Genomic DNA, 12,063 nt, shown 5'->3' with positions numbered 1-12,063 from the left:
GCGGCGCCGACGGTCACGACGCCAGCGCGAGCAGCAGGCACAGCACGGCGACGACGAGCGAACCGCCGACCACCAGGTACGGGCGCCGGGTCGGCGGGCTCACCGGGCGCGGGCGGTGCTGCGTGACGGCGGCCACGGAGATGCGGCCGGAGATGTAGCTGGTCGTGCACAGCGCGACGCCGGTCGCGAGGATCATCGTGTTGACGTCCCACGGGCTGTGGTCGACCCCCGGCCACAGGGCGATGAAGACGAGCGGCAGGCCGATCAGCCCGACCCCGATGCCGACACCCGCGCCCCAGGTGATCCGCCGGTTCCGCTTCATCGTGGCGATGCTGCGAGTTTCCATGACTCCCTCCCGTGTCACTACTACTGAGGACGCGCGACGGCCCCGCGGGTTCCCGCGCGCCCCTTGTAGATCTTGCTACACGAGCGGTTGCCGTGCCGTGCCGTTCGCGGCAACCTGGGCCGCGTGCCCCGCCTGCTGATCGTGCACCACACGCCGTCACCCGCCATGCAGGAGCTGTTCGAGGCGGTGCTGGGGGGTGCGACCGACCCGGACATCGAAGGCGTCGAGGTGGTGCGGCGGCCCGCGTTGTCCGCGACCGCGTCCGACGTGCTCGAAGCCGACGGCTACCTGCTCGGCACGCCCGCCAACATCGGCTACATCAGCGGCGCGCTGAAGCACTTCTTCGACACCGTCTACTACCCCTGCCTGGACGCCACGCGCGGTCGGCCGTTCGGGGCGTACGTGCACGGCAACCTGGGCACGGAGGGCGCGGTGAAGGCGTTGCGGGACATCACGGGCGGGTTGGGGTGGCGGGCCGTGGTGGAGACGGTGGCGCTGTCCGGCGCGCCGGACGGTGACGCCCGCGCCCGGTGCCGGGAACTGGGCGCCACCGTCGCGGCCACGTTGACGCTCTAACGGCCGAGCGAGGGCATCACCTCGGCCGGGTAGCGGGTGCCGGCCACCGCGTCGGGCGGCACGGCCGCGGCGATGCGGGCCAGCTGGGCCTCGGTCAGCTCCAGGTCCGCCGCGGCGGCGTTCTCCTCCAGGTACTTCACCCGCTTGGTGCCCGGGATCGGCACCGCGCCCCGGTGGTGCACCCACGCCAGCGCGATCTGCCCCGGCGTCACGTCGTGCTCGCGCGCCACCTCGCGCAGCGACTCGACCAGCGCCAGGTTGCGGGCCAGGTTCTCCTCGGCGAACCGCGGCTGGCCGACCAGCCGGAAGTCACCGGCCGCGAAGTCGTCCTTCGAGGTGTACCGGCCGGTGAGGAAACCGCGGCCCAGCGGTGAGTACGCGACGATGCCGATGCCCAGTTCGCGGCACGTCGGCACGACCTCGTCCTCGATGTCGCGCGACCACAGCGACCACTCGGTCTGCACGGCCGCCACCGGGTGCACGGCGTGCGCCCGCCGGATCGTCTCCGCGCCCGCCTCGGACAGGCCGATGTGGCGCACCTTGCCCTCGGCGACCAGCTCGGCCATCGCGCCGACGGTCTCCTCGATCGGCACCTTCGGGTCGACCCGGTGCTGGTAGTACAGGTCGATGTGGTCGGTGCGCAGGCGGCGCAACGACGCCTCCGCGGCCTGCTTCACGTAGGCCGGGTCGCCGCGCAGCCCCCACTCGGACCGGGGCGCGCCGGGGTCGCGGACGATGGCGAACTTCGTCGCCAGCACGACCTCGTCCCGGCGGCCCTCGACGGCCCGGCCGACCAGCTCCTCGTTGGTGAACGGCCCGTACATGTCGGCCGTGTCGAGGAACCGGACGCCCAGGTCCAGCGCGCGGTGGATGGTGGCGGTGGAGCCGGCCTCGTCGCCCGGGCCGTAGAAGTCGCTCATGCCCATGCAGCCCAAGCCCTGCGCGCTGACCTCCAACGCGCCCAACCAGCGGTTCTCCACGGTCTTCCCCCTACCTGTTCGAGAGCTTCAGGAACTCCGCCGGGTACCGCTCGCCCGCGACGGCCGGCGCGGCGGCCTCGATCGCGCGGAGCTCCTCGGCGCCGAGCTCCAGGTCGGCGGCGGCGACGTTCTCCTCCAGGTACCTCACCCGCTTGGTGCCCGGGATCGGCACGACGTCCTCGCCCTGGTGGTGCACCCACGCCAGGGCGAGCTGACCGGGCGTGACGCCGCGATCGGCGGCCAGCGCGCGCAGCGCGTCCACGATCGCCGTGTTGCGGGCGAAGTTCTCCTCGGCGAACCGGGGCATGGTGCGACGCGCGTCGTCCTCGCCCAGGTCGGCGACGGACGTGAGGCGGCCGGTCAGGAAGCCGCGGCCGAGCGGCGAGAACGGCACGATGCCGATGCCCAGCTCGCGGCACGTCGGCGCGATCTCCGCCTCGATGTCGCGCGTCCACAGCGACCACTCGCTCTGCAGGGCGGCGATCGGGTGCACGGCGTGCGCCCGCCGGATCGTCTCCGCGCCCGCCTCGGACAGGCCGATGTACCGGACCTTGCCCTCGGCGACCAGCTCGGCCATCGCGCCCACGGTCTCCTCGATCGGCACGTCCGGGTCGACGCGGTGCTGGTAGTAGAGGTCGATGTGATCGGTGCGCAGGCGGCGCAACGACGCCTCCGCGGCCTGCTTCACGTAGGCCGCGTCGCCGCGCGGCCTGCGGTCGGGGTCGGCGAGCCCGAACTTGGTCGCGAGCACGACCTCGTCGCGGCGGCCCTCGACCGCCCGGCCCACCAGCTCCTCGTTCGCGCCCACGCCGCTCGCGTCGGCCGTGCCCGGACGGGTGACGCCGCCGTAGACGTCCGCGGTGTCCAGGAGCGTGACGCCCAGGTCGAGCGCCCGGTGGATGGTGGCGATCGACTCGGCCTCGTCCCCGACGCCGTAGGACTGGCTCATGCCCATGCAGCCCAGGCCCTGTGCGCCGACCCGCAGCTCCCCCAACGATCTCACGCGGTGATCCCCTCGATGAACGTGTGCTCGATCTGCTCGTAGTGCGTGATCTTGTAGTCGAGCACCTCCAGGCACGACTGGAGCTCGGCGATGCGCGCGCGGACGGAGGCGCGGTGCTCGAACAGCATCTGCTTGCGCCTGCCCGCGGTGGCCGCGCCGCGGTGCCGGAGCTGCGCGTACTCGCGCATCATGCGAATGGGCATGCCGGTGGTGCGCAGGCGGGTCAGGAACACGAGCCAGCCCAGGTCGTCGTCGCTGTAGTTGCGCCGCCCGCCGGAGTCCCGGGCGGGCGGGTCGACCAGGCCGATCCGTTCGTAGTAGCGCAGGGTGTCGATCGACAACCCGCTGCGCTCGGCCGCTTGGGCGATCGAGTAAGTCACGGTGTCGACGGTAGGAGCTGGAGTGCGCTCCAGGTCAACCCGATTCGGCGCATCCGGTGAGGTCGTCACGCGATCCGCCGGGCGTGAGGGCCGCGCTAGTCGTCCTTGGGCATGCTCCAGGCCTCCAGGTGGGCTGCCATGCCGGCGACGTCGATCTGCTCCCGGCCCAGCGCGCGCACGAGGTCGAGCGCCTCGTCCTCCTCCGCGTCGATCCACCAGCCGTTGATGTCGCACAACGTCACGGCGGCGACCCAGCCCAGCCGCCAGTTGCCCTCGGCCAACGGGCGCGTGCGGACGATGGAGTCGAGCAACGCGGAAGCTTTCAGCCAGAGCGTGTCGTAGGCCTCGACTCCCAGCACGGTGGCCCTGGGGCGATGGGCTGCGGAGTCGAGGAGACCTAAGTCGCGCACGACCAGATCCCCGCCGGTGACGGCGGTCGCCAGCACGAGCAAGTCGCCGGCGTCGAGGTAGTTGACCACTGCTTGACGCGCTCCCTGTCCTGCGGGGCGGGGACTCCGGCGCGGCCACGCCGCATCCGGGACGTCTCCGGCGCCACCACCCACCCCCTCAGGTCCGTTTCGCCTCCCCGCCCGACCGGCGGCGAGGATGGTGTCGGCCGCGTTGTGCACCGAAGCGCAACCCGGACGCAGCCCGATCTTCAACGGCGCACCATACCGGTGCGCTCCGGACCATCGTGGACGTTCACAGAGGTAAGCCCGTGAACGACCGGGCGTGCGGCGGTTGAGCTGCATGGATGGATCGTATCGAACATGTGTTCGAACGGCGAGGGCACGGCGGTGCGATCACCCGAAGGTGTCGGGGTGTGGGCGGGGAGTAGTCGACCGGTCGCACAGGGGTGCGGGATCCCGCAACCGGGAGGGGTCGGCGGTCAGGCGGAGCCGAGGCGGTCGAGCAGGCCCCGGTACTTGGGGAGCACGCGTCCGAGGACCTCGGACAGCTGCTCCTCCTTCTGCAATCTGGCCCACCGCTCGGCCAACGCCAAGCGCACGACCTCCTGCTTCGAACGGCCCTCGGCGGCGGCGAGTTCGTCGAGCCGCCGGTTCTCCTCGTCGCTCAGACGCAGAGTCATCGCCATGGGAAATGACGGTACCAACTTGATACCACTATGACCAGACCGCGAATTATAACAGCGTTGCGATACGATGCCCCGGTGCCACGACCGAAGACACACGACGACGCGCTCCGCGGCCGGCTGCTCGAGCGGGCGGGTGAACTGCTGTCCACCGAAGGCCCCGGCGCTCTGAGCTTGCGCAGGCTCGCGGCGGATGTCAACACCTCGACCACCGCCGTGTACTCGCTGTTCGGCGGCAAGCCCGCGCTGCTGAACGCCGTGTACGAGGAGGCGTTCCGCCGATTCGGTGAACGCATCGCGAGCGTGCCGCAGACCGACGACCCGGTGGAGGACCTCGTCCAGATCGGCCTGGCCTACCGGGCCAGCGCCCTGGCCGACCCCCAGTTCTACCTGGTGATGTTCAGCAAGGTCGTGCCGAACTTCGAGCCGTCCGACGAGACGAAGGAGGCCGCCGTGCAGACGTTCCTGCCGGTGGTGCGGGACGTCGGGCGGGCCGTGGAGTCCGGGTTGTTCGCGTCGGAGCCGCCGGAGCGGATCGCGCTGGCGATGTGGGGCATGGTGCACGGCCTGGTGAGCCTCGAGCTCAACGGCAACCTGCCACCGGGCGTGGAGATCGCTCCCGTCTACGAGCGCGCGCTGCGTGCGCACGCGGACGGTTGGCGCGTGACGTGAAAAAGGTGGGGCCCGGGGAGGTGGCCGCCGCGAAACCTCCCCGGACCCCGTGGACTGCCCCTTGTCAGGACAGTCCGCTGGTGAGCGCCTTGATCAGCTCGCCGTCGGCGGTGTCGCCGTCGAGCGACCAGATCATCGCGCCGCCAAGGCGCCGTTCGGCCACGTAGCGCCCCTTGCGCTTCATCTCGACCGGGTCGTCCCAGGTCCAGAACGTGGTGCCGTCGAACAACCACGCGTGCCCGGCCTTGGCATCCCGGTGCACGGTGAACTTCCCCAGTTGGGCCTTGAGGATCCGGTAGTCCTCGTACCCGGCCTCGTAGGTCGCGGGCGCGGGGCCGGTGGCGGGCTGGAACAGGCCGTTGCCCTCGTTGCGGACGCCGGTCCAGCCGCGGCTGTAGAACGGCACGCCCAGCACGACCTTGCTCTTCGGCGCGCCGTTGCGCAGGTAGTGGTCGATCGCGACCTGCGAGCTGAACGGCGGCGTCGTCGGGTCCGCGGCGGGCGTGCGGATCGAGGACTGCTGGTTGGTCAGCGGCTCCCACGCGCCGTGGTAGTCGTAGCCCTGGATCGTGGCGAAGGTCAGCAGGTCGAAGACCTTCTTCACCTCGAAGCCGCGGTCGACCTGCGCGGGGTTCGCGGGCAGGAACGCGGTCAGGTCGTAGCGCTCGCCGGTGCGCCAGGTCAGCTTGCCGAGCTGCTTGCGGTACTCCACCAGCAGGGCGGTGAAGTTCCGCTTGTCCTCGGGGCGGACGACGTTGCCGGGCGCGGCCTCGGACGACGGCCACTCCCAGTCGAGGTCGACGCCGTCGAACACGCCGGCCGCCGCGCCGGGGGCGGCGTCGGGCAGGTTGCCCTTGAGCCACATGTCCAGGCACGACGCCACGTGCGCGGCGCGCGACTCGGGCGTGAGGGCGGCGTTGGAGAAGTACTTCGAACCGGTCCAGCCGCCGAGCGAGATGTTGATCCGCAGCTTCGGGTACTTCGCCTTGAGCTGCTTGAGCTGGTTCAGGTTGCCCGACAGGGGCTGGCCCGCGACGTCCGCGACGCCGTTGACGCTCTGCTCGGCGCTGAACGGCCGCTGGTAGTCCGCCCACGGGTCGGCGCTGACGCACTTGCCGGACTCGTCGAGGAAGCCGAAGGCGTAGTTGAGGTGGGTGAGCCGCGGCGCGGTGCCGTTGGCGACCAGGTCGCGCACCAGGAAGTTGCGGTCGTAGCCGCTCCACTGGGTGTAGTAGCCGACGACGCGCTCGGACCTGCCGTGGCCGCCGTGGCCGCCGCGTTCGTCGTGCTCGCCGTGCGCGACCGCCTGCGGGGCCAGCGACACGGTCATCGCGGTGGCCAGGAGGGCGGGGAGCACCCATCTCCTGCTCGACATGCTTCTCCTCGCGAACTTCGGCTGTGGTCTGGACCACGGTAGTGATGAGGTCTAGACCACTGCTACGTCCGTTCGGCCGAATCCGGTAACACGAATTCCCCTCGCGTTTTGTGCAAATTCTTGCATGTGCGCGGTGGGTGGTGATCGCGCTAGCTTCGGCGCTGTTCAAGTTTGAGTAACCGGTGAGGGGGATGTTCGTGACGATCCTGGTGACGGGGGCGACCGGCACGATCGGAGGCGCGGTCGTGCGGCAGTTGGCGGCGGCGGGGGTGCCGGTGCGGGCGTTGACGCGCAACCCGGCGCGGGCCGTGCTGCCCGACGGCGTGGAGGTGGTGGGAGGTGACCTGACGCGGCCGGACGAGCTGCCGCTGACGGGTGTGACGGCGGTGTTCCTGCTGGCCGCGATCGAGTCGCCGGACGCGGTGGCGCACGCGCGGGCGTTCCTGGCGAACGCGCCCGACCTGCGGCGGGTGGTGTACCTGTCGAGCAGCGCGGTGACCGTGCGGCGGCCGGGGAGCTACGAGCTGCACCACGACGTGGAGCGGGTGATCGAGGCGTCCGGGGTGGAGTGGACGCACGTGCGGCCGGGTGAGTTCATGGCCAACAAGCTGATCTGGGCGCGCAGCATCAAGGAGGAGGGCGTGGTGCGGGCGCCGTTCCCGGAGTCGGTGGGCGCACCGGTGCACGAGGACGACGTGGCCGAGGTCGCGGTGCGGGCGTTGCTGCGCGAGGGGCATGCCGGGCGGGCGTACACGTTGAGCGGGCCGGAGGCGTTGACGCACGTCGAGCAGGTGGCCGCCATCGCCCGGGGCCTGGGCCGCCCGATCCGGTTCGAGCGCCTGACCTACGGCCAGGCCCGCGCCACCCTGATCCGCGACGAGGGCCTGCCCTACGACGTGGCCGAGTACCTGCTCGGGTACATGGCCCAGCACGCCGAGGAACCGGCCGCCGTGACGCCCGACTTCACCGCCGTGACGGGCCACCCGGGCCGCACCCTGTCCACCTGGGCCGCCACCCTGACCTAACCCGAGTGTCGAACGCTCAGGTCCCGCGTGTCGAACACTCGCGTCCACCGTGTCCCACGTTCAGGACCCCCGAATTCAACGCTCAGGACGGCGGTTGGTGACCTGGACGTTGAATTCGGGGTACGCGAAGGTTCGACACTCGGACCTGAGCGTTCGACTCACGGGGCCTGAGTGTTCGACACTCGGGACCTGAGCGTTCGACACTCGGGACCTGAGCGTTCGACACTCGCGGGGTTAGTGGACGGCGCCGTACTGGCGGTCGCCGGCGTCGCCCAGGCCGGGGACGATGAAGCCCGAGTCGTTCAGGCGTTCGTCGATGCTGGCGGTGATCAGGCGGACGGGCAGGCCGGAGTCCTCCAGGTGCTTGATGCCCTCGGGGGCCGCCAGGGCGCAGATGGCCGTCACGTCGGTCGCGCCGCGGTCGGTCAGCAGGCGGATCGTGTACGCCATCGAACCGCCGGTGGCGAGCATCGGGTCCAGCACGAACACCGGCCGGCCGGCGAGCGAGTCGGGCAGCGACTCCATGTACGGCGTCGGCTGGAGCGTCTCCTCGTCCCGGGCCAGGCCCACGAAGCCCATCTGCGCGTCCGGGATCAACTTGTGCGCCTGGTCGGCCATGCCGAGACCGGCCCGCAGGACCGGCACGAGCAGCGGCGGGTTCGCCAGGCGGTACCCGGTGGTGCGGGCGACGGGCGTGTGCACCCGCTCCTCGGCCACGGGCAGGTCGCGCGTGGCCTCGTACACCAGCATCACGGTCAGCTCGTGCAGCGCGGCGCGGAACGCCGCGTTGTCCGTGCGGGCGTCACGCATGGTGGTCAGCCGCGCCCTGGCCAGTGGGTGATCGACAACGAGGACGTCCATGGTCGAACAGTATGTGGTAGCCCCGGCCGACGCCCGGTGGCTCCGGGGTTGACGACGTGCCGCCGGGGGTAACGAAGTGACATGGCCGACCACGTGCGGATCGGGGTGTTGGGGGCGGCGCGGATCGTGCCGGCTGCGTTGGTGAAGCCGGGGCGGTCGGTGGCGTCGGTCGAGGTGGCGGCGGTGGCGGCGCGGGATGCGGAGCGCGCGCGGCAGTTCGCCGACCGGTTCGGGATCGCCAAGGTGCACGAGAGCTACGAAGAGCTGTTGGACGACCCCAACGTGGACGCGGTCTACAACCCGTTGCCCAACGGGTTGCACGGGAAGTGGACGCTGGCGGCGTTGGCGGCGGGGAAGCACGTGTTGTGCGAGAAGCCGTTCGCGGCCAACGCCGACGAAGCGGCAGCCGTGGCGGAGGCGGCGAAGGGCAGCGGGTTGGTGGTGATGGAGGCGTTCCACTACCGCTACCACCCGTTGGCGTTGCGGTTGCCGGAAGTGGTCGCGGAGCTGGGCGAGCTGAGGCACGTCGAGGCGCGGTTGGCGTTCCCGCTGCCGAGGTTCTCCGACATCCGGTACTCGCTGGAGCTCGCCGGTGGGGCGTTGATGGACGCGGGCTGTTACGCGGTGAACATGGTGCGCTACCTCGGTGGCGAGCCGGAGGTGAAGTCGGCGCGGGCGTTGCTGAAGGGCGACGGCGTCGACCGGGCGATGCGGGCGGAGCTGAAGTTCCCGGCCGGGCACACCGGGACCGTGGTGGCGTCGATGTGGTCGCGGTCGTTGCTGAGGCTGTCGGCGAAGGTGTTGGGTGCCAACGGTGAACTGCGCGTGTTCAACCCGTTCGCCCCCCAGTTGGGGCACCGGCTCGCGGTGAAGCTGAACGGCCACCGGCGGGTCGAGCGGTTCGACCGGCGGCCGTCCTACGAGTACCAGTTGGAGGCGTTCGCCGACGCCGTGCTGCACGGCAGGCCGTTCCCGACGACGGCGGACGACGCGGTGGCCACGATGCGGGTCGTCGACGACATCTACCGCGCCGCCGGGTTGCCGGTGCGTCAACCGACCTGACGCAACTGCCACAGCGCCTCAGCCAGGTCGATCACCGTGCGGAAGTGCTCGACCAGACCGTCGAAGTCGGGCTGCGGCAGGTCGGCGCCCCCGAGTCCGACGATCGAGACGGTCATCGTCCAGTCGGCGGCAGCGCCGCTGATCTCCCAGCTCTTCTCCACGCCGGAACGGTGGCGTCTTGCGCCGCGGTCCCGCAACGCTCCCCTTCGGGTGACACGGCTTTCGTGCCCCGGTGGCAAGGCGGAACAGTCGCGCCATGACACGCAAGGGGGCATCCGTCCGGCAGCGGCGGGTATCGACGGAACTGCGCGCGTTGCGCTTGGCCAGGGGCCTGAGCTGCGCGGACGTGGCCAACGCGATCGGCTGCTCGGAGAGCAAGATCAGCCGGATGGAGACGGGCAACCGGGGGCTGCGCGCCGACGAGGTCGCGGCCATCCTCGGCTACCTGCGCGCGCCGGCCGCTCTGCGGCAAGAACTGGTCGACCTCGTGCGCGCCGGCGAACACCGGAACTGGCACGCCATCCACGGCAAGCTGCCCGGCAACTGGAAGGACCTCATCGGCTTCGAAGCGGAGGCCACCGCCCTCTACAACTACGAGCCCCTGCTGATCCCCGGCCTCGCCCAGACCCCCGACTACGCCCGCGCCATCATCCGCGGTGGCGGCGGCAGTCTGTCCGACGCCGAGTTGGACGCGCTGGTCGCCACCCGGATGGGCCGGCAGGTGATCCTCGGCCGGGCGGTGGTGCACCTGCTGATGGACGAGGCGGTGCTCCGGCGACCGCTGGGTGACCCCGGCATGATGCGCTCCCAGCTCCAGCACCTGATGGTGATGGGCAGCCGGGCCAACGTCACGGTCCGGGTGGTGCCCTTCGACAGCGTCGCCCACCCCGGCCTGGAAGGTCCCTTCCTGCGGCTGGAGTTCACCGATCAGCCGAGCCTGGTCTACGTCGAGAGCCGCCACACGAGCACGTTCTTGGAGGAAGCCCGGTACATCGACTCGGCTAGGCTTGCCTGGCAGACGCTGTGTGCCATGGCGCTCCCTCCCGAGGAATCGCTCGGGTTGATCGCCAAGCTCATCGGCAAGTCGACGTGATGCGGGGAGTGCACTCGATGGACCTCACCAACGTCCGGTGGCGCAAGAGCAGTCGCAGCAGCAGCCAGGCCAACTGCGTCGAGGTCGCCCGCGTCGACGACCGCACCGCCGTCCGCGACTCGAAGAACCCCGACGGGCCCGTCCTCCTCGTCGGCAAGGTCGACTGGTCGGTCTTCGCACGGTGATGCTCGACGTGGTCGTGCGCCGAACCGCACCATCCGGTGGCGCGGACTCCTAGACTCACCCGGGTGAGCGACGAGCTGGTCCCGGACCCCCGTCAGATGCGCGCCTCGGACGCCGACCGCGAGAAGGTCGCCCAGGTGCTCCAACAGGCACACGGCGAAGGCCGGCTCGACCTGCACGAGCTGGACGAACGCCTGGCGGCGGTGTACGCGGCCAAGACCTACGGCGAGCTGGTGCCGCTGACCGCCGACCTCGGCGTGCCCGCGCCGTCGGTGATGCCCGTGCCGCTGCAGCACCACGCCCCGGCCTCGCGCATCGGCGGCACGCCGGGCTCCGGTGTGTCGTTCGCGTTCTGGTCGGGCGTGGAGCGGCGGGGTGAGTGGGTCGTGCCGCCGACGCACACGGCGGTCGCCGTCATGGGCGGTGTCGAGCTGGACCTGACGCGGGCCAACTTCGCGCAGGGCCAGACGACGATCAACGCCTACGCGTTGATGGGCGCGGTGGAGATCATCGTGCCGGAGGACGTCACCGTGCAGGTGTCCGGTTTCGGCTTCATGGGCGCGTTCGAGGACGCCACCCACAAGGGCGCGCCGACGATCCCCGGCGGGCCGGTCGTGAAGATCACCGGGTTCGCGATGATGGGCGCGGTCGAGGTGCGGCGGCCCAAGAAGAAGAAGCTCAAGGGTCGCGCCCACGACGAGCTGGAGGGCTGAGCGCACCGGAACGGCGGCGCGGTGCGCGCCGCGCCGCCGTCGACCGCTACCCCACCGCTAGCCCGCGGTCCACCAGTACTGGTGCTGGACGTCCCGGCAGTCCCACATCTGCACGATGTTGCCCCGACCGTGGTCGTAGATGTCCACGCACAGGCTCGGGCTGCTCACCGAGCGCAGCCGGAAGCCGCTCTGGTGCCAGTCACGCGTGAACTCCTGCGTCGAGGTCGAGTCGCAGCGGTACTGGACGAGCTGCACGCCGCGGCCCTTGTACGCGTCGAGGCACATGCCGGTGTTGGAGTACGGGCGCAGCCGCACCCCGCCGTGGTAGCCGCTGTCGATCAGCCAGTCCTGGTTGCTCCAGCCGTTGCACCACCACATCTGGACCTGCGGGCCACCACCCGCGTTGTAGACGTCGAGGCACTTGCCGTCGGCCTCCGGCGCCTGGCTGATGATGGCGGCGCCGACGTCCTCCCGCTCCTGCGCCGCCGCCTCCGCCGTCCCCCCGAACGCCGCGATGCCGAGCAGCGCGGCCAACACCACCCCGGTGAACCGTCCTGACACGATCCTGCCCCCCTCCGGTTGTCGACGGGGCCCAGGGAACCACCGGGGCCTCACGATCGGCTCACACCCGCTCCCACCCCCGGTGAGCGGCCGAACCCGTACCGGCGAACGGCCGCACCACCCCGCTCCCGGTCAACTAG

At 71.0% G+C, this 12,063-nt stretch carries 17 protein-coding genes; 7 read left to right on the top strand and 10 right to left on the bottom strand.

Features of this window, described 5'->3' with window-relative positions; genetic code table 11:
- Window positions 1-13 precede the first annotated feature (13 nt).
- Complete coding sequence (locus FHX81_RS25310) at window positions 14-346, bottom strand: hypothetical protein (protein WP_141980490.1); 333 nt, start codon at window positions 344-346, stop codon at window positions 14-16.
- Window positions 347-469: 123 nt separating this feature from the next.
- Here FHX81_RS25310 and FHX81_RS25305 point away from each other — a divergent pair, with 123 nt between their 5' ends.
- Entirely contained in the window at window positions 470-922 is a 453-nt protein-coding gene (locus tag FHX81_RS25305) for a flavodoxin family protein (protein ID WP_141980489.1), read from the top strand.
- Here FHX81_RS25305 and FHX81_RS25300 read toward each other — a convergent pair.
- From FHX81_RS25300 to FHX81_RS25280, 5 genes are all read right to left on the bottom strand, one after another.
- Window positions 919-1,848 carry an aldo/keto reductase gene (locus FHX81_RS25300; protein WP_141984126.1) on the bottom strand — a complete coding sequence of 310 codons (930 nt, stop codon included), beginning with the start codon at window positions 1,846-1,848 and terminating at the stop codon, window positions 919-921. The two genes, FHX81_RS25305 and FHX81_RS25300, sit on opposite strands and share 4 nt — an antisense overlap.
- 64 nt (window positions 1,849-1,912) lie before the next feature.
- Window positions 1,913-2,857, bottom strand: a complete 945-nt coding sequence (locus tag FHX81_RS25295; RefSeq protein WP_141984125.1) for an aldo/keto reductase — start codon at window positions 2,855-2,857, stop codon at window positions 1,913-1,915.
- Window positions 2,858-2,901: 44 nt separating this feature from the next.
- Window positions 2,902-3,285, bottom strand: a complete 384-nt coding sequence (locus FHX81_RS25290; RefSeq protein WP_141980487.1) for a MerR family transcriptional regulator — start codon at window positions 3,283-3,285, stop codon at window positions 2,902-2,904.
- A gap of 95 nt (window positions 3,286-3,380) precedes the next feature.
- Entirely contained in the window at window positions 3,381-3,764 is a 384-nt protein-coding gene (locus FHX81_RS25285) for a type II toxin-antitoxin system death-on-curing family toxin (protein ID WP_077009934.1), read from the bottom strand.
- Window positions 3,765-4,174: 410 nt separating this feature from the next.
- Window positions 4,175-4,381 carry a type II toxin-antitoxin system VapB family antitoxin gene (locus FHX81_RS25280; protein ID WP_015105038.1) on the bottom strand — a complete coding sequence of 69 codons (207 nt, stop codon included), beginning with the start codon at window positions 4,379-4,381 and terminating at the stop codon, window positions 4,175-4,177.
- A gap of 75 nt (window positions 4,382-4,456) precedes the next feature.
- Here FHX81_RS25280 and FHX81_RS25275 point away from each other — a divergent pair, with 75 nt between their 5' ends.
- On the top strand, window positions 4,457-5,050 hold the full coding sequence (locus tag FHX81_RS25275) for a TetR/AcrR family transcriptional regulator (protein WP_141980485.1): 594 nt from the start codon (window positions 4,457-4,459) through the stop codon (window positions 5,048-5,050).
- Window positions 5,051-5,114: 64 nt separating this feature from the next.
- Here the strand turns inward: FHX81_RS25275 and FHX81_RS25270 are convergent, their stop codons facing one another.
- A complete protein-coding gene (locus tag FHX81_RS25270; protein ID WP_141980484.1) occupies window positions 5,115-6,425 on the bottom strand; it encodes a glycoside hydrolase family 18 protein in 1,311 nt (436 codons plus the stop codon).
- A 197-nt stretch (window positions 6,426-6,622) separates the two neighbouring features.
- Here FHX81_RS25270 and FHX81_RS25265 point away from each other — a divergent pair, with 197 nt between their 5' ends.
- The gene (locus tag FHX81_RS25265) at window positions 6,623-7,450 is read left to right on the top strand and encodes an NmrA family NAD(P)-binding protein (protein WP_141980483.1); all 828 of its coding nucleotides are present in this window, start codon (window positions 6,623-6,625) and stop codon (window positions 7,448-7,450) included.
- 234 nt (window positions 7,451-7,684) lie between these two features.
- Here FHX81_RS25265 and upp read toward each other — a convergent pair whose 3' ends face one another.
- Entirely contained in the window at window positions 7,685-8,311 is a 627-nt protein-coding gene (upp, locus tag FHX81_RS25260) for a uracil phosphoribosyltransferase (protein ID WP_141980482.1), read from the bottom strand.
- Window positions 8,312-8,392: 81 nt separating this feature from the next.
- On the opposite strand from upp, the gene FHX81_RS25255 reads away from it, so the two are divergent.
- Window positions 8,393-9,373, top strand: a complete 981-nt coding sequence (locus FHX81_RS25255) for a Gfo/Idh/MocA family protein (protein ID WP_141980481.1) — start codon at window positions 8,393-8,395, stop codon at window positions 9,371-9,373.
- Here the strand turns inward: FHX81_RS25255 and FHX81_RS40765 are convergent.
- Window positions 9,361-9,534 (bottom strand): hypothetical protein, encoded by a 174-nt coding sequence (locus tag FHX81_RS40765; protein ID WP_170232172.1) that lies wholly within the window; start codon window positions 9,532-9,534, stop codon window positions 9,361-9,363. The two genes, FHX81_RS25255 and FHX81_RS40765, sit on opposite strands and share 13 nt — an antisense overlap.
- Window positions 9,535-9,629: 95 nt before the next feature.
- On the opposite strand from FHX81_RS40765, the gene FHX81_RS25250 reads away from it, so the two are divergent.
- The 3 genes from FHX81_RS25250 to FHX81_RS25240 all read left to right on the top strand — a co-directional run bounded on the left by FHX81_RS25250 (window position 9,630) and on the right by FHX81_RS25240 (window position 11,362).
- Window positions 9,630-10,466: a helix-turn-helix domain-containing protein gene (locus FHX81_RS25250; RefSeq protein ID WP_141980480.1), complete on the top strand. Its 837-nt coding sequence runs from the start codon at window positions 9,630-9,632 to the stop codon at window positions 10,464-10,466.
- 17 nt (window positions 10,467-10,483) lie between these two features.
- A complete protein-coding gene (locus FHX81_RS25245; RefSeq protein ID WP_141980478.1) occupies window positions 10,484-10,651 on the top strand; it encodes a DUF397 domain-containing protein in 168 nt (55 codons plus the stop codon).
- A 63-nt stretch (window positions 10,652-10,714) separates the two neighbouring features.
- Window positions 10,715-11,362, top strand: coding sequence for a DUF1707 SHOCT-like domain-containing protein (locus FHX81_RS25240; RefSeq protein ID WP_246107966.1), 648 nt, complete (start codon window positions 10,715-10,717; stop codon window positions 11,360-11,362).
- A 57-nt stretch (window positions 11,363-11,419) separates the two neighbouring features.
- On the opposite strand, the gene FHX81_RS25235 is transcribed toward FHX81_RS25240, so the two are convergent.
- A complete protein-coding gene (locus FHX81_RS25235; protein ID WP_170232171.1) occupies window positions 11,420-11,923 on the bottom strand; it encodes an RICIN domain-containing protein in 504 nt (167 codons plus the stop codon).
- Window positions 11,924-12,063 lie beyond the last annotated feature (140 nt).

This window comes from Saccharothrix saharensis, from assembly GCF_006716745.1.
Lineage (GTDB): Bacteria > Actinomycetota > Actinomycetes > Mycobacteriales > Pseudonocardiaceae > Actinosynnema > Actinosynnema saharense.
This window is presented reverse-complemented; position numbering and strand designations above follow the sequence as displayed.

Coding starts and splice junctions, on each gene's coding strand:
- FHX81_RS25310 (WP_141980490.1), bottom strand. CDS start 346: ATGGAAACTCGCAGCATCGCCACGATGAAGCGGAACCGGCGGATCACC.
- FHX81_RS25300 (WP_141984126.1), bottom strand. CDS start 1,848: ATGGGCATGAGCGACTTCTACGGCCCGGGCGACGAGGCCGGCTCCACC.
- FHX81_RS25295 (WP_141984125.1), bottom strand. CDS start 2,857: ATGGGCATGAGCCAGTCCTACGGCGTCGGGGACGAGGCCGAGTCGATC.
- FHX81_RS25280 (WP_015105038.1), bottom strand. CDS start 4,381: ATGGCGATGACTCTGCGTCTGAGCGACGAGGAGAACCGGCGGCTCGAC.
- FHX81_RS25270 (WP_141980484.1), bottom strand. CDS start 6,425: ATGTCGAGCAGGAGATGGGTGCTCCCCGCCCTCCTGGCCACCGCGATG.
- upp (WP_141980482.1), bottom strand. CDS start 8,311: ATGGACGTCCTCGTTGTCGATCACCCACTGGCCAGGGCGCGGCTGACC.
- FHX81_RS25255 (WP_141980481.1), top strand. CDS start 8,393: ATGGCCGACCACGTGCGGATCGGGGTGTTGGGGGCGGCGCGGATCGTG.
- FHX81_RS25250 (WP_141980480.1), top strand. CDS start 9,630: ATGACACGCAAGGGGGCATCCGTCCGGCAGCGGCGGGTATCGACGGAA.
- FHX81_RS25245 (WP_141980478.1), top strand. CDS start 10,484: ATGGACCTCACCAACGTCCGGTGGCGCAAGAGCAGTCGCAGCAGCAGC.